Origin of the sequence: Fervidobacterium pennivorans DSM 9078 (genome assembly GCF_000235405.2) — a bacterium.
Lineage (GTDB): Bacteria > Thermotogota > Thermotogae > Thermotogales > Fervidobacteriaceae > Fervidobacterium > Fervidobacterium pennivorans.
Map to the genome: position 1 here is coordinate 966,208 of NC_017095.1, position 25,590 is coordinate 991,797.

The window sequence follows — 25,590 nt, forward strand, 5'->3', positions numbered from 1 at the left end:
ATGTCCAATTTCAAAAAGATATTGAAAAATAACTTTTGGTTAGAAAACCCAGTAATTGTGCAAATATTAGGTATATGTTCCACACTTGCTGTTACCAATAATCTGAAAAACACACTTATAATGACTATCGGCGTTACACTTGTAACCGCTCTTTCCAACTTTACAATTTCCGCTATGAGAAACTTAATTCCAAGAAAGGTCAGGATGATTACACAAGTGCTTGTCATATCGTTCTACGTTATTATGGTCGATATAGTTCTTAGAGCTTACGTTCCTGACGTAAGTAAAGCGCTTGGACCATATGTTGGTTTGATTATTACGAACTGTATAATCATGGGGCGTGCGGAAGCTTTCGCTCAGGGGAACAAACCACTGATTTCGTTCTGGGACGGTTTTACAGCAGGTCTTGGATACATGTTCGTCTTGGTTGTTGTTGCGTTTTTTAGAGAGCTTCTGGGATTTGGTACAATCCTTGGTTTTCAAGTTGTGCCTAATTCGTTCCCAAAGTGGACGGTTATGGTTATGCCACCAAGTGCGTTCTTTGTCTTAGCCTCTTTAATTTGGATAATCAGAGGTATGCAGATAAAAAAAGATGTCAGCCAGTCCGATAGTGTTAACTTGTAGTGATGAAAGAGTGTAATTGTGAAAGAATGCGATTGATATTGCCATTGTGCGTTTTCCAAAGATTCTTCACTACACAAAATCCTTGAATATATTTCGCTAAGTTCTTCGTATTCTTCAGCCCTCGCTTGAGTCGGAAAAAGTCTTTCAACAATGAAAACTTAGATTCACATTGATTGTTTTTACCGAGCGGTACCACTACGTGATTGATATTTCTGAACAACAGCTTTACTGCACTTTCATATGCACCAAGTCCATCAGTAATAAGTTCAATGTTTCTAGGTTTTGAATTACCAAAGAACTTCTCGAGCAATACTTTGACTTGTCCCATATCACGATACTTTGAGACATGCCAACAAAGAATTAAGTTAGTTTCGTGATCAACTAATAGCCAAACATAGTACTTTTGTTCTTTGAACACAAGAACAGTTTCATCAGCATGAACTGAGAAAACATTTTCGATGGTAAATGTTGGAAAAAGTACAGAGAATAAAGTACACAATTTAATAACCCATTTGTATATGGTGACATGAGATACTTTGATATTAAGAGAATGAGCAAGAGAGCGATAAGACATATTGTGTTTCATATACAAAACAAAAGCCTTTAAGACGAAAAAGATAGGGAAGCGGAAATATTTAAATTTCTCAGGAATAAGGGTGACTGGTTCGGGGAGGTTAAAAGGTACTCTATCTTTGGTACGACAAGCTCTACAACGGAAGACAACGAAAGAGCGACGGACTTTGTAAATTTGCATAGATTTACCACAAGAAGTGCATTTGGGATAAGGGAAAGGGAAGTTTTTGCGTTTTTGAGAATGGGAGAGTTTGAAAGAATGATGGCAGAGTTTGCAAAGGAATTGTTGGTTACCGTATTTGTCATGACCGTTTTTGTATAAGCTGGTGGAACCGCATTTTGGACAAGAGAGCGTTGAGTTGTTCATATCGGGATACCTCCTTTGTCGAGAGTTGGTTGGGGGGTGTCCCCTCTTTATAAGGATAATGCGGTTTTTGGAAAGTTTCAATACTTTTAGTTAACATTATCAACTTGTGGATGGGGGTGAAAAGTATGAAGGTAACATTCTTAGGACATGCAGCAGTATTGATTAGCGAAATTGAAGGGAAGTACAACGTAATTATCGACCCATTTATCAGCGGTAACCCAGCTTATCCAAAGGGATTTGAACTACCAAAGTTAGACTACATCCTTGTAACCCACGGTCATGGTGACCATTTAGGTGACACTGTAGAACTGGCAAAGAAGTATGGTGCCACTGTAATTGCGAATTTTGAGCTATGCCACTATTTGCAGTCAAAAGATTGCAAGGTTCATCCAATGCACGTCGGAGGAGTTTACTATTTTGAATTCGGCAAAGTGAAACTGACACCTGCCGTCCATGGTTCCGGCATAAATGACGGAGACAAGGTTATTTATGGAGGTAATCCATGTGGCTTTTTGATAAAAGCGGAAGGCAAAACCATATACCATGCAGGTGACACGGGATTGACAAAGGAGATGGAGTTAATTAAAGGTGTAGATCTTGCGTTCCTACCAATTGGTGGGAATTTTGTTATGGACGTTGAAGACGCGATAACAGCTGTTGAAATGATAAAACCTAAAGTAGTCGTTCCAATGCACTACAACACGTGGGACATTATCAAAGCGGATCCGGAAAAATTTAAAACAGAAGTCGAGAAAATGGGAGTCAGGTGTGTTATTATGAAACCAGGTGAAACAATTGAATGTCAGAAGTGATTGATAATCAAAAAAGGCTCGCTTGTGCGAGCCTTTTTTGATTAAACACCGTTAATTCACCTTCTTTTCTCGTGCCTTCTGAACCAATGGTTTGGATGATTTCGAATATCTTCCACTCTTTCCTGTGTTCTTATTTAGAGTCCTCATAATAACATCTGCATCAGCCTCGTTAACATCTATAAATGAGTACGTCTCAAAGACTCGCACATTGTTTATGTTTTTTGGTTCAATACCCGTTCTTTCGGATATGTATTCAACAAGCCTCTTTTTATCCAAACCTTTAGAAGAACCTAGTGCCACAAATAATCTCACAGTCGAGTTATTCTCTGATTGTTTTGAAAAATCCTTCAATTTAATGTTTCCATAACGGGTAACATCTATCTTCTCCTTTAGAAGCGTATGAAGCAGCATCTCGACCGCCTCTGTAGGTCCCATCTCTTCAATTAGTTTTTGAGCAACTTGTCTGAAGAGTTCATTGGAAACATATGATTCTTTTTTGATTGTATTGACAACATTTTCTAGTTGCCTATTAAGTATATCTTCGACCATAGGGATTTTATCTTTCGCTATCTTTGCCTTTGTAAATCTCTTTACTCTTGTAAAATGGTAGTAATCGCTCCTTGTTACGAATGTAATTGCAAGTCCCTTTTTGCCTGCCCTTCCCGTTCGACCTATCCTGTGTACGTAGTATTCTGGGTCTCTTGGAACAGAGTAATTGATAACATGAGTGAGACCTTCTATATCTATTCCCCTTGCCGCAACGTCCGTAGTGACAAGTATGTTCAACTGCTTTTTTTTGAATTTATCGAGCACTCGTTCCCTTTGAGATTGTGAATAATCACCATGCAATCCATCTGCGTTATATCCCAGGTCTGACAGTTTCCTAGCAATCTCATCAACTTCGGCTTTTGTCTGGCAGAAGACAATACCATAGAACTCAGGATTCATATCAATTATTCTACACAAAAGCGGTAATTTATCATCTTCTTCAATCTCGAAGTAAAGTTGTTCTGCATTTTCAGTTGTGAGTTCTTCTTTTACCGTGGAGATATGTTCGTAATCTTTCATGAATTTTCTTGCAATGCTTACTATTTCCTTTGGCATCGTTGCCGAAAAAAGGAATGTACGTTTCGTTTCCGGTGTTTGCTTAATTATCTCAAGCACATCGTCCAAAAATCCCATATCGAGCATCCTGTCAGCTTCGTCTAATACCAAGTATTTTACATTGGACAAATCGAGCGTTTTACGATTTATATGGTCAAGCAATCTTCCAGGTGTTCCAACAACGATATCTATACCTCTTGCTAGGTCTTTAAGTTGTCGTTCCATCGATTGTCCACCATAAACTGTGGCCACTTTAATCCTACGATTCCCTTTCAAGCTTTTTATCTCCTCGTATATCTGAAGCGCTAACTCTCTTGTAGGTGTAACTATCAACGCTTTGATACTCTTATCTACCTTAAAGTCGACAAGTTCAAGTATTGGTATCGCAAATGCCGCTGTCTTCCCTGTTCCTGTCTGAGCTTGAGCAATTATATCTTTATCAGTCTCAAGAGCTACGGGAAGTACTAACTTCTGAATTTCAGTAGGTTGTGTATAACCTTTCTTCTCAATAGCTGAGAGTGTTTCCTTACTCAAGCCAAAAACTTCGAAACCACTTCCTCTTTCAACGCTTTTCGTAATATCTGTGTTCTTCATATCTGCTCCTACCTTTCTTCCCTGCGGGATTTAGAAATTTCCACCCCTCACCTTGCCGTCTTACCTGTCAGGTTGTGTTGGGTGGTTTACCTCACACGCAAGGAGAAAGGAGTGGACAATATTTTTACGCATTTTATGTTCGTATGCTCATGCTAAGTAAGTTTAACATACTTTTAGATAAGTACAATTAACATTGGATTAAGATTGATTACGGTTTCAGGAACTGCCTAAATAACCTTTGCCAGCAACACTTCCTTCATCTCACGCAGTGCAAAATTGTGCATATCTTTGTCAAAACTGTTCACACAGTTAGAATAAACAACTGTTTCTATACCTCGATTTCTCAGCTCTTCAACAGTAAACAGAACACATATATGAGTCACGAGTCCGCCAACATGAACTTTTCTAATATCCAATTCTTTGAGCAAGTTCTCAAGATTTGTTCCGTAGAATGCGGAGTATCTGCTTTTCTTTATTTCGTAGGCTTTTTCATATCCATGCAATACGTCTTTCAGTTCATCAACAATCTCGCTTCCTTTTGTATCGTGCAAGCAATGTACACCCCATATATCAAACTCGTAGTCGTTGTCCTCATGCCAATCTTTTGTATATATAATCGGCAAGTCTCTTTTCTTGAATTCTTTTGCTAACTCAACAATTGGAAAGATAACATTCTCGGCACCCGGAAAATAAAGAGCACCGCCTGGTTTTGCAAAGTCATTTTGCAGGTCAACTATTAACAACGCCTCCATCTTAGCACCCCCCGTCAGATAAGTTACTCATCATCCTCTGTTTTTTCATTCTTCTCTGTATCACCTTTTGAGAGTCTGTATTTACTGATTGCTTTGAGAATCTTTTCCATAGTCTCTTCATCTGGGGCTTCTATGGTATGAAGGTGTACACCATTTGAAATTTCAGAAAGCGGTTTTGTACCGCTTGCAGCTAATAGAGAAACAAATTTCTCTACTTCGTCAAGAGTAGAAACATCTATCCTTCCAATAATTTCTCCATATACAGGATGTTCTACGATAACGTCCAAGACTTTTCCTCCGTTTTCGACTATACGCCTAAGCTCGTCGTATATGTCCTTTGAGGAATGCTTTACAGCGACAACCCTGCGCACTTTGTTTCCTTCATCGTAGAGGTAACCATCTCTTGTGGCAACTATCCTATGTCCTTCTTCTCTCAACTGTGCAATGTCGGAAACTATAATCTGTCTACTTACATTAAAGAGTTCTGCTAAATATTTGCCTTTAACTGGCGTCTTACTTTTTTTCAACAGCTCCAAAATTTGATACTTTCTTTCCATATGCATCACCTCAAATTCATTATACAATATTTTACAAAGAAAGTTAATATCAGCCACAACCTATCTAAGGGTGAAAAAATAAAAAAGGGCGGGTTGCAATCCCGCCCGTAGATTTTAGTTTTTGTGGTTTTATTTTCTTTCAACTCTTGGTTTATCGTCGTAACTTGTAATTTTTCCACCGAGTACCTTTTGGATATACTCAACTACAACGTCAGCCATAACATAGAACGTGTCGTATCCTTTTTGTCCCTTCAACATTGTGTATCCATCTCCACCTGATGCCATGTAGTTATTGGTCACTACTTTATATACTTTTTCTGGGTCTATCGGTTCCCCATTGATGAGCACTTCAACAAGTTTTCCTCCTTCTGCTTTCCAGGTTGCACCGGCAACTTGCAAGAACGCACCCTGTCCGTTTGGAACTGATGCAGCATATTCAAAGACCTTGAGAAGGTCTGAGCCTTTCATTTCCAGCACATATAATGTGTTTCCAAAGGGGAGCACTGTTAGGATATCTCTTATCTTAATCTCTCCAGGCTTAATGGAAGCTCTTATTCCTCCACCGTTTGTAAGTGCCACATCTGCCCCTGTTTTCCAAAGCATAGCATCTGTTATAAGATTAGCAAGGTTTGTTGTCTTGGACCTAACATCTGCCCTTTCCCCGTTCAGTAGGATTTCTGTATAACCAATTACTGTATCGAGTTTCGCTCCGCCGAGTTTTTTGAAATAATCGAGAGCCGTCTTTACATATGCTGCTTCAGGAGTGATTACCTGGTATACATTTTTGCCTGCCTCATCTTTTCCAACAACTTTAGCCTGAACCACAGGTATTGCTTGCCATTCTATTTTCGTAACTTTCCCGTCTTCGAAGTAAATATCAGCTCTGCCCAACACCTTTGCCCATTCGAATGCCTGAACTATAGGAACTCCGTTGACTACTATAGGTTGAGAAAGATTTGTGTGACTGTGACCATCGATTATTAAATCAATGCCAGAAACTTGCTGAGCCAATTGGTCAGCGGTTGTGTAAAGTTCCGAATAACCTTGACCAATGCCAAGGTGCGTTAATGCAATTACAATATCGGCTTGTTTCCTAATTTCCGGAATCAGTGCTTTTGCAACTTCGATTACATTCTTGAATTCCAAATCTTCAGAATTTGGACCTTCAAGTATCTTTGTGTGTTCGGTTGTAAAACCTACAATTGCTACTCTAACCCCACCAATGTTTTTAATTATGTAAGGTGTAAAGAATGGCTTTCCATCTTTGTAAATATTTGCACTTAAAAATGGGAACTTTGCCCAGCTGATTTGTCTCAAAAGCACTTCTCTTGGCTTGTCAAATTCATGGTTACCAACCGCCATAGCATCGAGCTTCATCCTATTCAGGACAAATATGTCAGGCAGTGCATTTAATAAGTCTGATTCAGGAACCCCTGTGTTTATATCTCCTGCATGTAGGAAGAGAACGTAGGGATTAACCTTCCTTTCTGCATCAATCATTGTAGCAACCGTTGAAAAACCACCTATGATATTTCCAGCAGAGTCTGTAAATGGCCAAGCGTGTCCATGGGTGTCATTGATGTGGAATAACGTAATCTTCACCGCAAGAGCAAATAAACTGACTAACAACAAAAGTACAACAAGGTATCGTTTCATAGTTATCCCTCCCTTTTTTGATGTGCGGTAATATTATAGCCATTTGTTTGTTAAAAGCAAAATCTTTCAAAAGAGTTTCTCGATAAGCATCACTACGATTTCTAAAACAAACAAAAGTATAATCATCCATTCTAAGAAATTTGCTTTACTTTCACTATGAATCTCTAAGAGAACGCTTGCAACCTCAAAGGCATGGTCTAACTTCGTTGTCACGTTTTTGTATCTTCTTGAGAGTTCGTAATACCTGGCAAGTTTCTGATACAGCTGGTCGTACAATTCGTTTTCCCAGGCAATATCAGGTTTGTCAAGTATCATAACGTCCGAGAGTATCTCGTGTCTTGTTTTTAATATTTTCATTGCAAGTCCTAAAGCCTTTCTGCCTTTCGCTACTTTTCCCTTTTCTGACAGGAATTTCTCGATTTCGTCTATTAGAAGATCTGTTTTTTGCTCTATCCTGTGCAAAGAAACACTCTGAGCTAAAACGAAAGCAACCGTTGATAGCACGCCTTCGTCTATTCGTGATACGTAAACTCTATCTTCCGAAATTTCGATTTCTCTGTCTTTTGTATCTTTGTTAACTAGCACCTCAAGTATTTCTGTCGCTGTGTGCTTCACATTACCAATCACATATTCATCAAGTTCAGAAACAAGGCTATTAAATTGATTGCTAGGTACATTCAATCCAACTACGGCTCCGAATGAGTAAACGTAAACAGTTCCCTGCGCGTATTTAAACTTAAACGGCTCTTCCCATCTTATGTATTCAATATGCGATGATTTTTCCTGCATCAATTTCTTAATGTCAATGTCGTCACCTAAGTCTAAGGCTATAAACCTATATTGCACAAATAAAACCTCCTATTTTCGTATTTCCATCTTATTTTCTGTTTGTTCAACAATTACTAAATTTCCATAAGAATACACAATTTTCCCACCGTAAAGTGTAAAGGGTCCCGAAACTCGCACATAATAGTATCTTGGAAGGTGATATCCAATAGGTAGCAAGACAGAAATGCTGCCTGATTCTTTTTTTATAATTGGGCGTTCTTTAAAGAAAGTGTATATAGCATCTCCACTTTCAGATGCCAAGTGATTTCTAAGAAAAGGATAATACTGCCTCATAGTAGCAAGGAAGTTTCTCAGACTCTCGTACATCTCTTTCCATGTTTTGGCCTCAGGATTCCTATCTTTTGAGAACAGGTCATCTGGGTGTAAGAAATACTGATAGGTACCAAGTGACATGAGTGCTAATACGGAATTGGCAATGAGTTTGTCTTCCGGATAATATCCATACGTAGTTCTTGGTACTACAACTACCTTATCAAACAATATCTCAAACTCTGAAAGTGTGTTTGCTCCTCTGTAGGTTGTCCCTATGACCTTTATACTCGGGAAGGACTTCAACAACTTTTCTACCCCGAACAAGTCTATTATGTTATCAGGCGCCACGTAAGTATAAGGAATATAACTTTCACCAAGTGTGTTCCTCAAGAATATCTTGAAAATAGATAAAACCAAATCTAGCTGTTCTGCTGACCACCGGTCAGCCGTTAAGGGAATATGATTGTAGCCGTGTATACCTATTTCGAAATTACTATTAAGTAATTCTTTTAGAGCGAGCAATTGTTGAGGTGTGTTTGTGTACTCTTGGAAGCTAAAAGGCCAAGTAACTGATGCATTGTAGTTGGCAACAAAGAATGTCGTATATTTTATACCGAACTCTTTAGATAATTGCTTCATCGCTGGCCACCATACATTGTAGTAAAATTCATTGTCCGTTATATCCCCAAACTCCCTTGTGATTATATCCAACTTTCTGTTGTAAGCTGGCAATGGAAAATCGTCAATGAACATTGACCAACTATTTACTATTGGTTGAATTGATATTGGAAGTTGTGACAAGATAACTTGGATGAGTAAACCTCGATATTCTTTCTTCAACAAATCAAGTGGATAGAATATGACCTGGCCCAGTCCAAGGTTAATTTTCCACACAAGGCTGTCTTGTGATGAGGAAGTTACAAGATTTATTGCACCATTCGGAGGCATTTTTACGGAAATAGATTTTGAAAAGGGAAATTTGTAATCTTTTGGCACTGGAAAAACATTATTATCAACTATCAAATCTGGTATATATTTTTGAACATCTCCTCTACCAATTACAACCATAGTTCCACCATTTGTAGTATACTCCAATAACCTGGGGTCTGAAACAGGAAAAACACCGTTGACAAGAATTACTACGTCGTAAATCGATAAAACCGGGACCACAGCACTTTTCCAATCGTAGCTTAAAAGAGTATAATCGAAAGCTTTCCTTAAATCTAGGTTATCCTCCCCGACTACTAAAAACCTAAAAGTATCGCTATCACCGAAAAGAAGTTTTGATATTATTAAGTATAAATTGAGCGTGACCTTTCCTTCGTCGTCGAAAAGGTAACTGTAGCTGATTAACCCTCCAAGGTTGCTCAGGATAGCCATGTCATATGTATTTCCATCCTCTGTCTTTATTTTAATCAAACTCTCTGCATATGGGCTTATAATTTTAAATTGCTCTACATCACGTAAATTTTCGAACTTTAAACTTCCCGCAGCTACATATTCGCTGTTTATATCTACGTAAAGTGGTTTTGCCTTTCTCCAACTGAAGGTGTATGAAATACCTAAAAGGTTGTAGACTGAGTTAATTTCAGCGAGCCCAGGATGATTTGAACCTGACGTATCGATACTTGCACCCAAGTTGTTTACAATTAGAATTTTCCCACCATTTATCAAAAAATGTGTGAGTTTTTCAAGGTACTTTTTTGCCTCCCTCATCTGAGGACTGTAATAGCATGTTATTATCAAATTGTACTGCTGAAGGTCCATGTTAGGAAAATCAACACCTTCTACATCGATAACATCGTAGCTTTCTATTAGTTCTTTCAAGACCGGTGCAAAGTATTTCATTAAAATATTGTAACCATAGCCTTGTTCAGAACCTTTGTAAAGTAGCAAAGCTTTCCCCTCTATGTTGGAAAACTCTATTATTATCAGAAAAATCAAGCTGATAGTAAAAAGCCATTTTCTAAAAACTTTAAGCATTACTTAAAACCTCCTCATAGAGTTGACGGTAAGAGTTTATCATACGTTCTAACGTATACTTTTGACTTACCACACGTCTGCCGTTTTGAGCGAAAGTCTCACGAAGAGCTTTATCTTTAGCTAAAATAATTAGCTTTTCCGCCATAGCAACATAATCTTTTGGTTCCACTACAAAACCTGATTGTCCATCTGGATCAAGTGCAATCTCAGGGCAGTTACCGACATTTGTAACAACAACAGGTAATCCCGCAGCCATAGCCTCTAGCTGGACCAACGGCTGACCCTCTGATATACTGCTTATCAATAACACATCCATCATTCCGTAGTAGTCGATTACATTGGCTTTCCCCGTAAAGATAACTTTTCCGCTTAAACCTAAGAGTTCAACAAGATTTACACACCTTTGATAATACTCTTCATCTTCATCAGTTGGTCCAATAATGTATAGTCGCGAATTTGGAACTTCTTTGACTAACGCATCAAATGCTTTTATGCCAGTTACCACATCCTTTATTGGAACCACCCTTCCAACCATCGCTACATTAAACGTATCATGTTCAACTTTCCTTATAGTTGAGAATTTTTTAATGTCTATACCGTTTGGTATAACACGCATCTTTCTAAAATCAGCCCCTAGTTCGAATTGAAAGATTTGATTTTTTTCAAAGAGGGTGGTCAAGGCATCACACTCTGCATAAGCGGTCGCACTGATAAGTTTAAAAATTTCTATCCAAGGTTTTTTATACACTTCTGGTATACTCTTTGATTTCGTAATTTCTATTTCCCTTTCTCTGTGATATATACCGTGTTCAGTGACTATCAATTTCCCACCGTGGTAATACTTTCCAGTGAGAGCGCTTAACACGGCGTAACCTGTTGTAGTAGAATGGTAGATATCCGCTTTCGGAGGCAAGGCTTGGATTGCACCAAGAATGGGGACTATGAAACCTATGACAGTCCAGTAAAAGCCAGGAAAACCTTCTTCTTGAAAGTACCTAATGTATATGTCGTTCAAAAAGTCCCAAAAAGTTCGGCTAAGTAACAAGTAATCAATGTGCTTGCCTGCAGTTACCCTTAGAATGTTCGCAAAATACTTTGCTCTTTCTTCTTTTAGTTCTATCAGTTGTCTGACGTATCTTACCAATTCCCTTTCATCAAAAGCGATATTTGTTTTCGAGAAGTCGCTTGAAAAGAGAAGGTATTCGTATATATATTTCAGATTCTTTGGTGGTTTATAACCAAAAGAACGTGTCCACTTCCATGGAGCCAAGTGGACAACGTCAAACTCAATATCAGGCATATTTTCAATCAGCATCTGTATCCAAGAGGAAACTCCTCCAGTTATGTAGGGATAGGTTCCTTCAACTAAGATGCATACCCGCATAAAGCCATCATAATAAACTCTTAATCGAGAGAGCCTAAGAAATTTCTAAGATTTCAACTTCAAAGACAAGATTCTTACCAGCTAAAGGATGATTAGCATCAAGAATTGCAACTTCATCACCAAGTTCTTCGACACGGACAACAAAAACATTACCATCTGGTTGATGAACTTCAAGCAAATCTCCAACATTAACATCCTCGGGTAAAACGTTTTTCTGAACCGAGAATTTCAAATCATCTCTTGCGGGTCCGTAAGCTTTTTCATAAGGCACTGTAAATCTCTTCTTAGCTCCAACTTCTAATCCCAGAATTTCTTCTTCGAAGCCTGGAATAACTTGTCCAGCACCTACGACAAATTCAAGCGGTTGCCTGCCATAAGAACTGTCGAAAACTTGGCCGTCTTCAAACATACCTGTGTAATGGACCTTCACCTTGTCACCACTTTTAATACCCATGAATAATCACATCCTTCTAAAAAATTAAGAAAAACTATATTTATTATATCACAAAATTGAAAAAAAGAAAACCCATGCTCAAATCATATGAGTAAAAAATATTTGTCATTATTTTGATTTACTTGCCTGAATTAAACCTGCCTCTTGACAATCGTGTGTTATGGAAATGCACACTAATTTTTGTACTCTTGGCCTTTTTAGAACGCCTATAAGTGAAATAATATCTCCTTTGATATGTCCTTCCTTCTTTTACATGCTCTTCTTTCTTTAACTCCTTGCTAGATGTAGTTTCTTTTTCAGAGAGTTTATACATTAAATAAAAAGCAAGTAAAGTTATCAGAGTGTTAGCTAAGTAGAAGAAACCTGATACAAAGAAGAGTTTGTCATAATCTGTTACCCCGTTTTTCGACAGACTTGCGAAAAGTTGTGCCGAGGAAGCTCTCATGACGTTATTAAGAAAGTAACTAAGTCCTGAATAGGTTGCTAAACTCGCTTTTGGAAGGTAAGACAAACAGAAAACCATGTACATTGGTGTTGAAATGTTTATTAGCACATACCTGAGTACGTAAGCCATGCTAAAAACAAAAGGGTTTAGCATGAATACGGGCATCATAAATATAAGCAGGGTAACACCGAGATATATTAAGAACAAAGTTAATTTATACCCATATTTAAGCGTTAGTTTGTGGGAAAACAACGATGTTGCAGCAGTTGATAACTGGGATACAGCAAGAACTGTCGTAATTGCTAAAGTTGAGAACTTGAACAAATCGTAAAATATGACGTTTCCAAAGTTTATAAAGACACCAGCTGCAAGACTTACCAAAGCACCAGAAAGCAAATAGTAGACGAGCATTGTTCTTTGAGTTAGTATAAGACTTTGTTTCTTTCTTCTTTTCTTACTGACCTTAACGTTCGGAAACGCAAAAACTGGAACAATAGAGACAAAAGCTAATATCATTGACAAAACAAGCGTGGGGAAAATTCCTAGCGACTTTCCTAGCACCCCCGCACCAAAGTAACCGATTACACCTGTTAGAAGAACTATCGCAAAGTTTATATTTGAATTCCTCAGTCTCTTTTTTTCATCAGAATGTTCTATTACAGTTATAGTTGGCATGATAACAGAGGTATCAAAAAAACCGAAAAGGAACGAAACAGCATACAACCATCCTACTACGCCAACATTCAGAAGACGTAACAGCCCAAATAAAGTATAGATGGGCATTGTAAGAAGGATAGTCTTCTTTCTTCCAATTCTATCAGATAAGCTTGCAAAGAGTAAACCACCAAAGGCAAGTCCCCAAGAGTAATAGGAAGTGGCGGTTCCAATAACTTGGTTAGTAATTTGGTTTTCCTTTAAGTATAAGTTAAAAAGAGCGGTGTAAAATGCTCTGGACAAACCTACAAGGAATGTGTAAGTATTAACAAGCCAAATCAAAAAATTCCCCCCGTTAGATGTTATAATAAACCTTCGAAAAATGCTTCGAATTTATTACTTAACAGGGCAAATATAAAGTACGATAAACAGCGTACATTCCAAATTATATCACTGCACCCTGAGCAATTTATATTTCTTTTTTGTAACAAAAATTATGTGTGTTAAGTAAACCCACACATTGTTTGATACCTAAAATTCATATAAAATTTCCTTTTATGTTACTTTAGTATTGTCTAGTTAATTGATTTTTTTGCTCGAGTCTGTATTATATTTTTTGTACGAGTGTGGTGGGGTGATTTTATGTTTGAAGGTTTAAGAGATAAGCTATCAAACGCTTTTAAGTTGCTATCCGGGAAAGGCAAAATTACTGAAAAAAATATAGAAGAAGCGATACAAATCGTGAAAACATCGCTTCTTGCTGCTGACGTTAATTACAAAGTTGTCAAAGAGTTCGTTGAGAATGTAAAAAAACGCGCACTTGGTGAAGAAGTTTTAAAATCACTGACACCGGACCAGATGTTTATCAAGATTGTCAGGGATGAATTAATAAAACTGCTTGGTGAAAAAGAACCATTCAGGCTTGTCCATCATCCTTCTTACGTTATGATGGTAGGTTTGCAAGGTACGGGAAAAACAACAAGTGCTGCAAAGATTGCTAACTACCTAAAAAAACAAGGAAAGCACCCAATTTTAGTGGCAGCAGATACTTACAGACCAGCGGCAATTGACCAACTTGAAACGTTAGGAAAGAAGATCGGTGTCCCTGTCATTACCGGAGACAGGAAAAACGCACTGAAAATAGTCGAAGAAGCTATAAAGACTGTCAAAGATAGCGGATATGATGTAGTTATCCTTGATACAGCCGGACGTTTGCACATAGATGATGAAATGATGGAAGAACTCGAAAAGATAAAAGAAATGGTAAACCCTGATGAAATACTTTTAACTGTTGATGCTATGGCTGGACAAGATGCTGTAAATTCAGCCAAGGTTTTCAATGAAAGACTAAATATAACAGGTTTCGTCATTACAAAATTAGATGGTGATTCACGCGGCGGAGTGATTCTTACTATCAGGTACATTACAGGTAAACCCGTCAAGTTTGTCGGCGTTGGTGAAAAAATCGACGATTTCGATGAATTTTATCCGGACAGAATAGCGAATCGTATCCTTGGTCTGGGCGATGTGCTTTCTTTGATTGAAAAAGTTGAGCGTGAACTTGACCAAGAAAAGATGAAAAAAATGGGTGAAAAATTTATGAGAGCCGAGTTCACGCTTGAAGACTTCAGGGAACAGATAAAAGAGATAAAGAAGCTAGGGATTGAAAAAATTCTCGAAGCGTTACCTGGAACCCCGGATATTGACCTAAACACCAGTGAGAAAGAACTTAAAAAAATTGAGGCGATAATCAATTCAATGACACCAGAAGAAAGGGACAATCCAGCTATTTTGAATGCAAGTAGGAAGAAAAGGATAGCAATGGGAAGTGGAACTACTGTTCAGGATATAAACAAACTACTGAAGTCATACGAAGAAATGAAAAAATTAATGAAAATGATGAAAAAGGGAAAATTACCATTTGGTCTTCGAGGTTTGAAGTTTTAAGAGATACAATTCAATAAATCTCATCACAAAGGAAGCTTAGGAGGTGTTGTTGGTGGTAAGGATTAGACTTACACGCATGGGGAAGAAGAAACAACCATTCTACAGAATCGTTGTCGTTGACCAGAGGAAAAAGAGAGATGGAGCTTACATTGAAAGTCTTGGTTACTACAACCCACTTAAAGAACCTTACGAAGTTAAAGTTGATATCGACAGAGCTGTTGAATGGATGCTCAAAGGCGCTCAACCAAGCGAGACTGTTTCTAAACTGCTTGGTAAATTAGGCCTCTACGAAAAACTTGAAGCTGCCAAAGCCAAGAAGGAGGCATAAGTGTGAAGGATTTTCTTGAGTACGTCCTCAAATCGATCGCTAAACATCCAGATGATGTAGTAGTCGTTGAATACACAGAGGACGGAAAAAAGGTTTTCGATATTTCTGTGCATCCAGAGGATGTGGGTCAGATTATCGGCAAGGATGGGAGAACTATTAAATCAATCAAAATTTTGCTGTCTGCTATGGCCGATGATTCTGACTTCATCCTGAAGGTGATAAGATGATGAAAAGAGTTGAAGAGTTACTGAAAGACAAGGTGGCCCTTGGTGTATTGAGTAACACCCATGGGCTGAAAGGCGACCTAAAACTACACCTTTTCACAAACATGCCAGAGCTTGTTTCAAAACTCACGGAAGTCGTTGCTTACAACGAGTCTCAAAAAAAATTTGCTTATATACGCATTGAAACAAGCAGAAAAGCTCATGACTATTTCATAGTCCACATAGCTGGTGTTAATACCATATCCGAGGCGGAAAAACTCAAAGGTTTCGTGCTGTATGTTGATAAGTCGTTCTTCCCAAAATCGAAAGAGGGCGAATACTACTTTTTCGAACTCTTTGATTGCGAGGTCATAGATGAAAACGGGAACTCTGTTGGCATCGTGGAAGATGTTATAGAAACAGGAAGCAACGATGTAATAGTAGTAAAGAAAGGTAAAGAAGAGGTCCTTATACCAGTTATCGAAAGGTATGTTACAAAAATAGATAAAGAGGCAAAGAAAATCCATGTGAAGATGCCGGAGTGGTTAGAGTGAGGATAGGTATCGTCACCATATTTCCAGATTTTGTAAAAGTCATACGAGAATACGGGGTAATTGCCCAAGCAGTTGAAAATGGTCTTTTACACATCGATATATTCAACCTGCGCGACTTTACAACAGACAAGCACAAGGTAGTGGATGACTATCCATACGGTGGCGGTCCAGGTATGGTTATGAAACCTGAGCCCTTCTTTCGTTTCTTTGAGTTCTTTCAAAGCAACTATGGGAAAGCTTATGTTATTCTCACTTCTCCTCAAGGTAGAAGACTCGACAACAAAGTTGCTATGGAACTCGCCAACAAAGAACAGATTGTAATCGTCTGCGGAAGATACGAGGGAATCGACGAACGTGTTATGAAATTCGTGGACGACGAGATTTCAATAGGTGATTATGTACTCACAGGTGGAGAACTCCCCGCAATGGTTATTGTCGATGCAGTTTCAAGATTTGTTCCGGGTGTTGTAGAAGAAGAATCTGTTAAGAACGACTCTTTCTACAACAATTTGTTGGACCATCCACATTACACAAGGCCAAGGGAAATAGACGGTATGTCTGTTCCTGAAGTTTTGATAAGTGGTAACCACGAAGAAATCGAACTTTGGAGACGGAAAGAATCACTGAAAAAGACGATGCTAAAAAGACCGGATATATTTATGAAACACGATTTCGATGAGTTGGACAAGAAGGCTTTAATAAGCCTTTTCAGGGAGCTGATAAGGGATGCTCGATAAAATATATACAGCTCTAATTCACTATCCTGTCCTTGGTAGGGATGGTAGGATTATAACAACCGCAGTTACGAACCTTGACATCCACGACATAGCTCGTAGTTCAAGGACGTACAACATAAAAAAATACTACGTCGTGACACATCTTCCTGCTCAGCAAGATATAGTAAAAAAGGTCCTTGGCTATTGGACTGACGGATTCGGGAAAACTTACAATCCCAACCGTTCGGATGCATTGTCTATAGTCGAGCTCAAATCATATGTTGAAGATGTGATAGAAGATATAGAAAGAAACGAAGGTCAAAAACCCATAATGATGTTTACTTCGGCAAAGGTCAGACCAAACACTATAACGTATGAAGAGGGCAGGAAAATTGTACTAAATGAGCAAAGACCTATCTTGTTGCTCTTTGGAACAGGATGGGGAATGCCTAAGGAATTAGAAGATATGTGCGATTATTCCCTAGAACCTATCCGTGGTAAAAGTGATTTTAACCACTTATCAGTCAGAGCAGCTGTTGCGATAATCTTAGATAGATTAATCGGAGAGGCTGTTCTAGAAAAAACGGAAAAATAAGAATTTGAAAAGGAGGTTATACATATGAGCATGGACAACCTTGTTAGAATCATCGAGAAAAGTCAACTGAAAGAAGTTCCAGAATTCAGACCTGGCGATACAGTAAGAGTTCATGTCAAAGTTAAAGAAGGAGACAAGGAAAGAGTTCAGGCTTACGAAGGTATAGTTATTGCCATCAGAGGTTCTGGTATCAGCAAAACATTTACGGTCAGGAGAATCGCTGCAGGTGGTATCGGAGTCGAAAGAATTTTCCCACTTTACGCTCCAACCATCGAAAAAATAGAGGTTCTCAGAAAAGGTCGTGTAAGAAGGGCAAAACTTTATTATCTCAGAAATGTCAAGGGTAAGGTGAAGATTAAGGAGAGAAAATAAAATGTCCTCAAAGAAAAAATCTGAGAACAGCAAACTGAATAAAGGGAAGAATTTAGCAAAAGAGATAGTCATAACACTCTTATACGCTATCGTTGCTGCGACAATCATAAGAGTCTTCGTATTTGAAACAATGCTTGTTCCCACTCCATCAATGGTCCCCACGATAAACGTGGGGGACCGTCTTTTTGTTGAAAAGATAACGTATTCTGCGCGTGAACCAGAAGTTGGCGAAATTGTTGTCTTTTATACTCCGTTCCCGGATGAACGCGCTCAGCAAATGCTTAGAGCATTTGATAAATTCATGGATTTATTCACACCGAAACAGTTCAAAGGCTCGGTAAAGTATGTGAAACGATTGGTCGCTAAAGAAGGAGACGTAATAACCTTGAAAGAAGTGGACGGAAACTGGAAGCTATTCGTCAACGGCCAGATACCCGAGCATTTGAAAGATGTTAATTACACTAGAGAGGGTGTTTTTAGATATCCGAAGCTGTGGGAATACCTAGCTGAAGCGAGTAAGTATAAGAACGATAAAACCCAATACAAAAATTTTCTTTTTGAACTCGCGTCTAAAGAAGGAACAGAGCTAGCCAATATTGTCTTTAGTATCTTAGGTGGACTTGATCCCGTACCCTATGGTATAGATTACACGGTTTTTGTAGACCGGTATCTGCAACCGAATGGCATAAAACTTTCGGACTATGTATGGGAAGAAAACGGACAGGTATATGTAAAAATTCCTGATGGTTTCTATTTCTTTATGGGAGATAATGCTTCTCAAAGTTTAGACAGCAGATATTTCGGTTTCGTTCCAAAAGAATGCGTTGTTGGCAGACCTATTTTAAGAGTGTGGCCTTTCAAAGCTTTTGGTCCCATCCAACCGTTAGTAAAGATAAAAAAGTAAATATGCATAAACCAAAAAAGCGGGGTGGAATACAAACCATCCCGCTTTTTTATTTTTTGCCTTTGTACTTGATTATTTCTTCGCTTCCTCGATTATTGAATTAAGTGCTTTGAAGAAATCTACTCCTGATTTTCCAAGTTCTTCTATCTGCTTATTTATCTCTTTATTTGCTTTAAGAGCTTCGATAACACCTTCCGGATCAAATACAAGCAATACATTAGTATAAATGAGTGACCCCACTCTTTCTTCCCATATTGCGTACACATAAGCACCGGAAATTTGAGCTTCAGAGAACATCTGCGTTACTCTCTTATAAACTTCAAGAGCGATGCTTTTAACCTCTTGTGCTTTTGAATTCGAAATACTTTGTAATTGACCTTCAACAAGTGCTGCAAAAGTTTGCACTCTAATATTGAAATATTCAGCAAGTTCTTTGTATGCATTAATCTTTGCCTTCTCTCTTGCACTTACCGTGTCAATGCCTGCACCTATGCTTTGGCCCACAAAGGCGATTAATCTTCCCGCTTTGTATAACTCACCAACCCTTTTTTCCATACTATTGTTCACAAAGACAATAGTAGCATCTTTGGGAATACTTTGAATCTTATATCCGTCAGCAGTTATCCATTGATATTGATCTTGTTGAAGTTGCATAAAAAGAAAAAACGTTCCCAATAATGCCGATACTATTACTACAGTCCATAAAACCCAGTTGTTTTCAAATATCACACGAGCACACCTCCCTGAGAGGAAACTTTATTAATTACTTTATTAATTTTACTTAGTCACTTGATAATTAAAATCCGATATCTTCTTAATTTTCAGAGCATCAACTGTGGAAAGGAATTTTTCCATATCAGCCATAGGAACGTTTTCTACTTCAACTATCAATTTTGTATCGGTCTTTTCAACAACTCTAACTTTATCATACTTCGCGTTTAGGTAATCAAGCAAAATTGAGCCGTAGATTGCTCTTTCAAGCACAAATGTGTATTTGTAAACAGCAAAGACTTGTGTGTTTTCGAATCTAAGAGAATTTGCGATAGCATTTACGTACTCTTTGAACTTTTGACCAGATGTTGTCTTAGACAAAGCCGCTTGCTCAGTTGCTCCTGTGTTAACTTCCTCAAATCTTACAGTATCAAGTATGTTACCAGTTATAGTGTCAATAATATGTGTTGTAATCAAAGTTCTGACAGAATAAACTTTGTAATCGGGCAAGTACGTTGTTGCACTGTTAACAATCACGTAAATCAAGTACCTTGCTGCACTCAACGCTGTTACTTTTGCTAGCACGTTTGGTGGCAGATTACTCTTTGCCTGTACATCCAGTATTTTCCTTGAGAAGTCTTTAGACACGAGCTTAATACCAGAAGACAGTAATCCATCAATTATCGCAGGTTCGACGTATCCTAATTTATCCCCTTCGGTTAGAACCAATGCAAAGCCGACAGGGGCATTTTTCAAAGCTTCTTTAATATAATTCTCAAAATCATATTTCTTAATCTTTGAACTCACGAGGACATAATATAAACCTGCGTATTCTCCCGTTGCCGATATTTCGTAGTCGATGGCTCCAATAACTTTGGTGAGAATGTATTCATCTAATGGAATGTCCAACAGTTCCCTCTCACTACCAATAAGTAAATCAGACGCAGCTTTTTTTATAGTTTTTACCAAAGCATCCTTCAAAGCATTCTCACGCATTAACTTTTGGTCCGATATTATCTTAGCAGTCCCACCGGCTAAAATCTTTAACTCCGCATCTGTTTTGTAGACCGTTTTCAATATCTCAGGGTTAACCCTAACACTGCCTGGAGTCCACGTAGCATTTACCACACCTGCAAGTGAAACTGTTACTCTGGATGTGTTGGATTTAACAATAACTGATAACACAGCAGTCCCTTCACTAAGTGTTAGCAAATCTTGAGTTTCAACCTGTTCCCCGAAAACCCACAACGATTTTACCTGAGAGGGTTCTACAAAGATCTCAAGTTTGACTTGTTCTCCAAGTAGTACATCCTGAGGTCCTTTAATCGATATTTTCACGTCATTCAAAAACGGTCTAAGTTTGTCAACATCCACGGAACCAGGCGGTAAGTCATTAACCATTGAAAACAATTCGTTCAAATAGTTAGCCACTTCTAGTGCACTTTTCTTGTCAGTAACTCGTGCAGAGTTTATGCTAGCGATGAGGTTTTGAATCCTATCGTATCTCTTTTTGATATCATTTACAATTTGAATCAGTTCTTCTGCAGTCTTTGAAGGAAAAGTATTTGCTAACAAAAGAGGTTCGTATTTATCAGCAATAGCCTTTGCGGAAAATATCATCTTAGAGTCAAGCAGCGACTTAGCAAGTTTTATAGCAAGAAACGCCTCTAATTGCTGTTTTGCCTTTTCAGCCTCTATATATACTTGGACTTTTACATAATACTGGTCTCCAACTTTCTTCCTCTCTGTAGTTCTGTAAGAAACCCCCAGTAATTCCATTTCTGACTTCGTTTGAATTGTCCTTTCATATTGACTTTCGAATCTTTCCTTTACTTTCCCATCCTGAATTATCGTTGCAAGCTTTTCTTCTAATACAGCGGAAGATTTTACCTCCACGTATAGTTGTTCAATCAGCTTTTGGAGTCCATAGTTTTTGGCTATCTCTTCCGCTTCTAATTCTGTTTTCCCGTAACCTTCACCAAAGGCTTCAATATATGCACTTGAAAGCTGTGCTGGAGGCTGTAGTAGTGATATTTGAACCGATTGCTGAGATTGTTGAGGTTGTGACGAAGACTGAGAAGATTGTGATGGCTGTGTTGCTTGAGGTGGCTGAACTTGCTCTTGGGCAGTGCCGGGACTCGTAGCTGTGCTTATTGTTTTATTTATGTCCTCCATAGTCTTAACAGCAGACGATGTATCAGGTTGATTTACTTCAAGTTCGGGTATTAAGAGAAAAAAACCTCCAACTAGGATACCTATCAACAAAGCCGAAATTATCAACATTGTTGTCGAATCCATACGAATACCTCCTCTTTAAAAACTCCTATAAAACAACCCCCTGCTTTATAGCAGGGGGCATCGCAACTCACCTTATTATTTCCTTTCCATCGGTGTTCCTTTAGTTGCTTCTTGTAAGACTGCATTCAAGTTCTCAAAGAAATTAACCCCTTGTTTTCCAAGCTCGTCTACTTTCTGCTGCACCAAAGCATCAATCTCTATCAATTTCAAAATCTGAGCTGGGTCGTACACTAGTAGCACGTATGTGTAAACCAGGTTGTCTCTCCTAACCTTCCACGCTGCAAATTCGTAGGCACCTGACACTCTTCCTTCAGCAAACAATTCCGTTACTCTTTTGTATGCATCCACTGATGCACTCACTACCTCTTGTTTCTTACTGCCGGATACCTGCACATTTTGGAGCTGACCTTCTACTAGTTGCGCAAATGTTGTAACCTTTGCATTCAAAAATTCTGCAATTTTTTGATAAGCCCTTATCTTTGCCTTTTCTCTGTCCTGTGTTGTTCCCAAACCTTGTGCCTCGCCTTCAAATGCTATCAGTTGTCCTTTTTGAACAAGAGTCTTCACACTTGATGCCTTTGACTGGTCAACAAAAATAATCTCCGCATCGTTTGGAATCTTCCACACTTTTACGCCATCGACTTCGATGTACTTATCCTTTGGCATGAGAAGGAAAATCCCACCAACAACAACTGTTGCAACAAGAACCCCAACCAAAACCCACGTTAATGTGTTATCCATAATTACACCTCCCGAGTTTTTGTAGTATCGTATGACTCAGATAATCAAAACAAACTTAACTTACAACACTTCTCTATTATTTAGACAAGCTAGTTTCTAAAAATCGTTCAGAGCATTTTTGAAGTCCCTAAGAACTCGTACTCAAATAAAAAACCATTTCGACGACTACGCCTTTTCCTTTCTCCGAGAGCACAACCATTTTATCAGAGAATCTTTTCATGTTAGGCAAACCCATTCCAGCACCGAACCCCAACTCTCTCACATAATCTGGTGCCGTTGAATAACCTTCTTTCATTGCCAATTCAATGTTTTCGATACCCTTTCCCCTATCTTCCACTCTAACGATAATCCTATCTGGAGCTAAGAAACAGAATATTTCACCTTCGCTCCCGCTATGTATAACCACATTTGTTTCAGCTTCGTAAGTAGCTACTGCAATTCTCCTTACATCTTTTTCTGGTATGCCTTTACTTATCAAAAACTTTTTCAATTGAGCTGCACCTATACCAGCTAAATTAACATCGAAGTAGTCGATTTTGAAATAAAAATCTGCCCCTTTTTTGTCAATTTCCTCACCAGTGACCAAAGACCTACTCAAAACATCTTGATCAAGTATTTCTCTTCGTCTCTCATCATGCAGATAAAGCAAACCAAGTCTGGTAGCGACTGCGGCAAGGATATCGTTTTTTGTAACAATACCAACAAGCTTCCCCTGAGCATCAACAACCGGAAATCTGCCGTATCGATATCTTTCAAAATGCTTAATGACATCTTGCAACGTAGCATCTTCACTTAAGCAAACCACATTTTTAGTCATGTGTTCGTTCACACTTTCGTTAAGTGTACCATTTTCAAGGCATTTGATGATGTCCTCTATGCTTATTATACCAACTACAATATTGTTATCATCTACAACAGGAACTCCTGAAATTCTTTTCAGCCGAAGTATTTCCTTTACCTGTGCAACCGTTCTGTCTGGCTTTACGTAAATTACATCTTTGGTCATGAATTCTTTTACACTTATATTAGCAAAAACCTTCTGAACCTTTTCTAAAATCTCGGAAGTCAAATTACGTCACCTCTTCGAGTATTTGAAATCCAAAATGTAAACATCCCAAAGCTTTCACCAGTTTGTCTGTACCATGATGCATTTGATAAAAGAAAAATCTGCATCTGATAAGTTTTTTGAGAATTCAATTATCTCTTTTGACTCTGCACCTGGCTGGAACCAGAATTTACGAAATCCACGGTTGTAAGCCTTTTTAAGCTCCTCAATCCCCACTTCTGGCGGGACAACAAAAACTATCAAATCAACATCATTTGGTAGTTCATCAACACTTTTGTATGTTCTGATCCCTTCGATAAAATCGTATTTCGGACTAACCGGCAGAACATCAAAACCTTTCTTTTTTAAGTCCTTTAGAACAATATTTCCAAACTTTTGAGGATTTGTTGTTGCACCAATAATGGCTATTCTTTTGATTTCCCTTAAATTAATACTCATACCGAAAATCCCACCCTTCTTTTATACCTGCCTTACTCTGTTAAACTTTTTTCAAAATCACTTATGTCTTTCAGGATAGATGACATAAAATCAATACTTTCAAAATTGAATCCACCGTAAACAAGCTCTTTCAAGATGCTTACAGGTCCAGGGTCAAGGACCCCGTTAGAAACTGCACGTTGTACTTCTTCCAAAGCCTTTTCAGGGGTGTTAGGACCTCGATAAGGTCTTGGTTCTAACACTGCCACAAAGTAATCGGCAACCTGCAGAATCTTATCCTTAAATGTCATTTCAGACCTTTTTAGTCCCCAAGGATAACCACTTCCATCAACTCGTTCCTGATGCCTAACAGCAGGCCAAAACCACGGTTCATTTTGGTGGTTTAAAAGTATGAGATAGCTATAGTAAACATGCTTTTTCATTATATCCATCTCAGAAGTTGTCAACTTTCCTTTCTTTTCAAGAATACTTATCGGAGTTGTTATTTTTCCTATATCGTGGAACAGACCAGCAAGGAAGAATTCTTCTTCCTTAAGCAAGATTTCCTTTGCGATAGCTCCCGCCAAGTTAGCTACTCGCCAACTATGCGCTCGTGTAAATTCGCTCTTTGAGTCAATTATGTAAGACAAAACCGCTCCCATTTCAACAATTTCTTCAAAACTCATAGCCTCTTGTATGTAGTAGTCTTGTATAAGCTTTTCCCTATTAAAACCGGCCTTAATATCGTAAAGCATCCACCTTGTGTATTCTTGTTTCAAAACACTCAGTGCAGCGTCGTATACAAAATCAAAGAATCTGTTTTTTATTGCGGATAAAGGGACAATAAAATCGTCATAGGTCATCTCTTCGTCGTTCACAAGTACATATTTAGATATTTCTTCACTGATTGATACCACATTAGCTGCGATATCTCTTGTTGAACTTTCGTTCAGATAATGTGGTAAGGCGTGGTGGAGTAGTATACTTGCAGATAAATTTGGAAACCTTTTGGAAAGAAACGATATCTTTGAGACCACAAACGCAGAGATTAGTGTGTGATCCTTAGTAGGGGCTTCAAACGTGGGGATATCCTCTTTAATAAGAAATTCGTTGTTAATGTCATCTAGTAAAACACCCTTATGCGATGTCAAAACCCCAAGGTCATGGAGAACACCACAATAAAACAATTCCAATTCATCAAGCCCCAATTGCTTACCTATTTTTGATGCAATAAAGCCAACTTGCAGAGAATGTACACCAAATTTCGGAACAAACATTATCGTTTTCAAAAGTATATCAACCAATTCTCTTCACCTCTGGTATTTATTATAACACAACGTAAGCCTAATTAATGTGTTTTTTTTGATAAAGTTTACCTTGAAAAAACATGGCTACAAAAGTATTGTCACTTGGTAATAACTTCTTTCATCGGATCGCCACGAATGAAAACTCTTGATTTTTAATCGAGCTATGGTATAATTACGTAGGACTTTGTAAGCTTGGTAAGGATTCGGAGCTTCCCAGGAGAGGTGGCCGAGGGGTCTAAGGCACACGCCTGGAGAGCGTGCGGTGGCCACAAACCACCCGTGGGTTCAAATCCCACCCTCTCCGCCAGAAAGTGTTAGGTAGTCTTGAAAGAATTCATCAAAACCGGGACGTTAGTCCCGGTTTTTCGGTT

The 25,590-nt window shown here is 38.4% G+C and carries 26 protein-coding genes and 1 tRNA gene; 11 read left to right on the forward strand and 16 right to left on the reverse strand.

Annotation, left to right across the window (positions count from 1 at the left end; all coding sequences use genetic code 11):
* Complete coding sequence (locus FERPE_RS04465; protein ID WP_014451462.1) at positions 1–624, forward strand: NADH:ubiquinone reductase (Na(+)-transporting) subunit D; 624 nt, start codon at positions 1–3, stop codon at positions 622–624.
* Here the strand turns inward: FERPE_RS04465 and FERPE_RS10620 are convergent.
* A complete protein-coding gene (locus tag FERPE_RS10620) occupies positions 614–1,564 on the reverse strand; it encodes a DDE-type integrase/transposase/recombinase (protein ID WP_011993230.1) in 951 nt (316 codons plus the stop codon). The genes FERPE_RS04465 and FERPE_RS10620 overlap by 11 nt on opposite strands.
* A gap of 125 nt (positions 1,565–1,689) precedes the next feature.
* Here FERPE_RS10620 and FERPE_RS04475 point away from each other — a divergent pair, with 125 nt between their 5' ends.
* A complete protein-coding gene (locus FERPE_RS04475; RefSeq protein ID WP_014451463.1) occupies positions 1,690–2,376 on the forward strand; it encodes a metal-dependent hydrolase in 687 nt (228 codons plus the stop codon).
* Between the two features lie 51 nt (positions 2,377–2,427).
* On the opposite strand, the gene FERPE_RS04480 is transcribed toward FERPE_RS04475, so the two are convergent.
* From FERPE_RS04480 to FERPE_RS04520, 9 genes are all read right to left on the reverse strand, one after another.
* Positions 2,428–4,074: a DEAD/DEAH box helicase gene (locus tag FERPE_RS04480; RefSeq protein ID WP_014451464.1), complete on the reverse strand. Its 1,647-nt coding sequence runs from the start codon at positions 4,072–4,074 to the stop codon at positions 2,428–2,430.
* 227 nt (positions 4,075–4,301) lie between these two features.
* A complete protein-coding gene (locus tag FERPE_RS04485; protein ID WP_014451465.1) occupies positions 4,302–4,826 on the reverse strand; it encodes a cysteine hydrolase family protein in 525 nt (174 codons plus the stop codon).
* A 23-nt stretch (positions 4,827–4,849) separates the two neighbouring features.
* Complete coding sequence (locus tag FERPE_RS04490; RefSeq protein ID WP_052312845.1) at positions 4,850–5,389, reverse strand: transcription repressor NadR; 540 nt, start codon at positions 5,387–5,389, stop codon at positions 4,850–4,852.
* Between the two features lie 123 nt (positions 5,390–5,512).
* Positions 5,513–7,039: a bifunctional UDP-sugar hydrolase/5'-nucleotidase gene (locus FERPE_RS04495; RefSeq protein WP_014451467.1), complete on the reverse strand. Its 1,527-nt coding sequence runs from the start codon at positions 7,037–7,039 to the stop codon at positions 5,513–5,515.
* 66 nt (positions 7,040–7,105) lie between these two features.
* Complete coding sequence (locus FERPE_RS04500) at positions 7,106–7,885, reverse strand: RMD1 family protein (RefSeq protein ID WP_014451468.1); 780 nt, start codon at positions 7,883–7,885, stop codon at positions 7,106–7,108.
* 12 nt (positions 7,886–7,897) lie between these two features.
* Positions 7,898–10,123, reverse strand: a complete 2,226-nt coding sequence (locus FERPE_RS04505; RefSeq protein WP_014451469.1) for a DUF2194 domain-containing protein — start codon at positions 10,121–10,123, stop codon at positions 7,898–7,900.
* Positions 10,116–11,507: a GT4 family glycosyltransferase PelF gene (gene pelF, locus FERPE_RS04510; protein WP_014451470.1), complete on the reverse strand. Its 1,392-nt coding sequence runs from the start codon at positions 11,505–11,507 to the stop codon at positions 10,116–10,118. The genes FERPE_RS04505 and pelF overlap by 8 nt, the downstream gene beginning before the upstream one ends.
* 34 nt (positions 11,508–11,541) lie before the next feature.
* Positions 11,542–11,961 carry an FKBP-type peptidyl-prolyl cis-trans isomerase gene (locus FERPE_RS04515; RefSeq protein ID WP_014451471.1) on the reverse strand — a complete coding sequence of 140 codons (420 nt, stop codon included), beginning with the start codon at positions 11,959–11,961 and terminating at the stop codon, positions 11,542–11,544.
* A gap of 118 nt (positions 11,962–12,079) precedes the next feature.
* Positions 12,080–13,402: an MFS transporter gene (locus FERPE_RS04520; RefSeq protein WP_014451472.1), complete on the reverse strand. Its 1,323-nt coding sequence runs from the start codon at positions 13,400–13,402 to the stop codon at positions 12,080–12,082.
* Positions 13,403–13,702: 300 nt separating this feature from the next.
* Between FERPE_RS04520 and ffh the strand changes: the two genes are divergently transcribed.
* The 8 genes from ffh to lepB are packed head-to-tail and all read left to right on the forward strand — an operon-like array spanning position 13,703 to position 18,679.
* Positions 13,703–15,007: a signal recognition particle protein gene (gene ffh / locus FERPE_RS04525; protein WP_014451473.1), complete on the forward strand. Its 1,305-nt coding sequence runs from the start codon at positions 13,703–13,705 to the stop codon at positions 15,005–15,007.
* A 52-nt stretch (positions 15,008–15,059) separates the two neighbouring features.
* Entirely contained in the window at positions 15,060–15,335 is a 276-nt protein-coding gene (rpsP, locus tag FERPE_RS04530; protein WP_014451474.1) for a 30S ribosomal protein S16, read from the forward strand.
* Between the two features lie 2 nt (positions 15,336–15,337).
* The gene (locus FERPE_RS04535; RefSeq protein WP_014451475.1) at positions 15,338–15,562 is read left to right on the forward strand and encodes a KH domain-containing protein; all 225 of its coding nucleotides are present in this window, start codon (positions 15,338–15,340) and stop codon (positions 15,560–15,562) included.
* Positions 15,559–16,092, forward strand: coding sequence for a ribosome maturation factor RimM (gene rimM, locus FERPE_RS04540; protein ID WP_014451476.1), 534 nt, complete (start codon positions 15,559–15,561; stop codon positions 16,090–16,092). The genes FERPE_RS04535 and rimM overlap by 4 nt, the downstream gene beginning before the upstream one ends.
* On the forward strand, positions 16,089–16,829 hold the full coding sequence (trmD, locus tag FERPE_RS04545) for a tRNA (guanosine(37)-N1)-methyltransferase TrmD (RefSeq protein WP_014451477.1): 741 nt from the start codon (positions 16,089–16,091) through the stop codon (positions 16,827–16,829). Before rimM ends, trmD begins: the two co-directional genes overlap by 4 nt.
* Positions 16,819–17,403 (forward strand): RNA methyltransferase, encoded by a 585-nt coding sequence (locus tag FERPE_RS04550; protein WP_014451478.1) that lies wholly within the window; start codon positions 16,819–16,821, stop codon positions 17,401–17,403. The genes trmD and FERPE_RS04550 overlap by 11 nt, the downstream gene beginning before the upstream one ends.
* Before the next feature lie 24 nt (positions 17,404–17,427).
* On the forward strand, positions 17,428–17,775 hold the full coding sequence (gene rplS / locus FERPE_RS04555) for a 50S ribosomal protein L19 (protein WP_014451479.1): 348 nt from the start codon (positions 17,428–17,430) through the stop codon (positions 17,773–17,775).
* Position 17,776: 1 nt separating this feature from the next.
* Positions 17,777–18,679 carry a signal peptidase I gene (gene lepB / locus FERPE_RS04560; protein ID WP_014451480.1) on the forward strand — a complete coding sequence of 301 codons (903 nt, stop codon included), beginning with the start codon at positions 17,777–17,779 and terminating at the stop codon, positions 18,677–18,679.
* 72 nt (positions 18,680–18,751) lie between these two features.
* On the opposite strand, the gene FERPE_RS04565 is transcribed toward lepB, so the two are convergent.
* The 6 genes from FERPE_RS04565 to FERPE_RS04590 all read right to left on the reverse strand — a co-directional run bounded on the left by FERPE_RS04565 (position 18,752) and on the right by FERPE_RS04590 (position 25,216).
* Positions 18,752–19,408, reverse strand: coding sequence for a hypothetical protein (locus FERPE_RS04565; RefSeq protein WP_014451481.1), 657 nt, complete (start codon positions 19,406–19,408; stop codon positions 18,752–18,754).
* Between the two features lie 48 nt (positions 19,409–19,456).
* Entirely contained in the window at positions 19,457–21,688 is a 2,232-nt protein-coding gene (locus FERPE_RS04570) for an LPP20 family lipoprotein (protein WP_014451482.1), read from the reverse strand.
* A 75-nt stretch (positions 21,689–21,763) separates the two neighbouring features.
* On the reverse strand, positions 21,764–22,429 hold the full coding sequence (locus tag FERPE_RS04575; protein WP_014451483.1) for a hypothetical protein: 666 nt from the start codon (positions 22,427–22,429) through the stop codon (positions 21,764–21,766).
* Between the two features lie 127 nt (positions 22,430–22,556).
* Positions 22,557–23,498: a CBS domain-containing protein gene (locus FERPE_RS04580; RefSeq protein ID WP_014451484.1), complete on the reverse strand. Its 942-nt coding sequence runs from the start codon at positions 23,496–23,498 to the stop codon at positions 22,557–22,559.
* 54 nt (positions 23,499–23,552) lie between these two features.
* Positions 23,553–23,933: a CoA-binding protein gene (locus tag FERPE_RS04585; RefSeq protein ID WP_014451485.1), complete on the reverse strand. Its 381-nt coding sequence runs from the start codon at positions 23,931–23,933 to the stop codon at positions 23,553–23,555.
* A 32-nt stretch (positions 23,934–23,965) separates the two neighbouring features.
* Positions 23,966–25,216 carry an HD-GYP domain-containing protein gene (locus FERPE_RS04590; RefSeq protein WP_014451486.1) on the reverse strand — a complete coding sequence of 417 codons (1,251 nt, stop codon included), beginning with the start codon at positions 25,214–25,216 and terminating at the stop codon, positions 23,966–23,968.
* A gap of 219 nt (positions 25,217–25,435) precedes the next feature.
* Here FERPE_RS04590 and FERPE_RS04595 point away from each other — a divergent pair.
* Positions 25,436–25,526: transfer RNA gene (locus FERPE_RS04595), tRNA-Ser, on the forward strand.
* Positions 25,527–25,590 lie beyond the last annotated feature (64 nt).

Bases quoted from the DNA above. Each gene is read 5' to 3' on its own strand.
- FERPE_RS04550 (WP_014451478.1), top strand. From the start codon at position 16,819: ATGCTCGATAAAATATATACAGCTCTAATTCACTATCCTGTCCTTGGT.
- ffh (WP_014451473.1), top strand. From the start codon at position 13,703: ATGTTTGAAGGTTTAAGAGATAAGCTATCAAACGCTTTTAAGTTGCTA.
- FERPE_RS04515 (WP_014451471.1), bottom strand. From the start codon at position 11,961: ATGGGTATTAAAAGTGGTGACAAGGTGAAGGTCCATTACACAGGTATG.
- FERPE_RS04480 (WP_014451464.1), bottom strand. From the start codon at position 4,074: ATGAAGAACACAGATATTACGAAAAGCGTTGAAAGAGGAAGTGGTTTC.
- FERPE_RS04570 (WP_014451482.1), bottom strand. From the start codon at position 21,688: ATGGATTCGACAACAATGTTGATAATTTCGGCTTTGTTGATAGGTATC.
- lepB (WP_014451480.1), top strand. From the start codon at position 17,777: ATGTCCTCAAAGAAAAAATCTGAGAACAGCAAACTGAATAAAGGGAAG.
- pelF (WP_014451470.1), bottom strand. From the start codon at position 11,507: ATGCGGGTATGCATCTTAGTTGAAGGAACCTATCCCTACATAACTGGA.
- FERPE_RS04475 (WP_014451463.1), top strand. From the start codon at position 1,690: ATGAAGGTAACATTCTTAGGACATGCAGCAGTATTGATTAGCGAAATT.
- FERPE_RS04485 (WP_014451465.1), bottom strand. From the start codon at position 4,826: ATGGAGGCGTTGTTAATAGTTGACCTGCAAAATGACTTTGCAAAACCA.
- rplS (WP_014451479.1), top strand. From the start codon at position 17,428: ATGAGCATGGACAACCTTGTTAGAATCATCGAGAAAAGTCAACTGAAA.
- FERPE_RS10620 (WP_011993230.1), bottom strand. From the start codon at position 1,564: ATGAACAACTCAACGCTCTCTTGTCCAAAATGCGGTTCCACCAGCTTA.
- FERPE_RS04575 (WP_014451483.1), bottom strand. From the start codon at position 22,429: ATGGATAACACATTAACGTGGGTTTTGGTTGGGGTTCTTGTTGCAACA.
- rimM (WP_014451476.1), top strand. From the start codon at position 15,559: ATGATGAAAAGAGTTGAAGAGTTACTGAAAGACAAGGTGGCCCTTGGT.
- FERPE_RS04490 (WP_052312845.1), bottom strand. From the start codon at position 5,389: ATGCATATGGAAAGAAAGTATCAAATTTTGGAGCTGTTGAAAAAAAGT.
- FERPE_RS04465 (WP_014451462.1), top strand. From the start codon at position 1: ATGTCCAATTTCAAAAAGATATTGAAAAATAACTTTTGGTTAGAAAAC.
- FERPE_RS04505 (WP_014451469.1), bottom strand. From the start codon at position 10,123: ATGCTTAAAGTTTTTAGAAAATGGCTTTTTACTATCAGCTTGATTTTT.
- FERPE_RS04585 (WP_014451485.1), bottom strand. From the start codon at position 23,933: ATGAGTATTAATTTAAGGGAAATCAAAAGAATAGCCATTATTGGTGCA.
- FERPE_RS04495 (WP_014451467.1), bottom strand. From the start codon at position 7,039: ATGAAACGATACCTTGTTGTACTTTTGTTGTTAGTCAGTTTATTTGCT.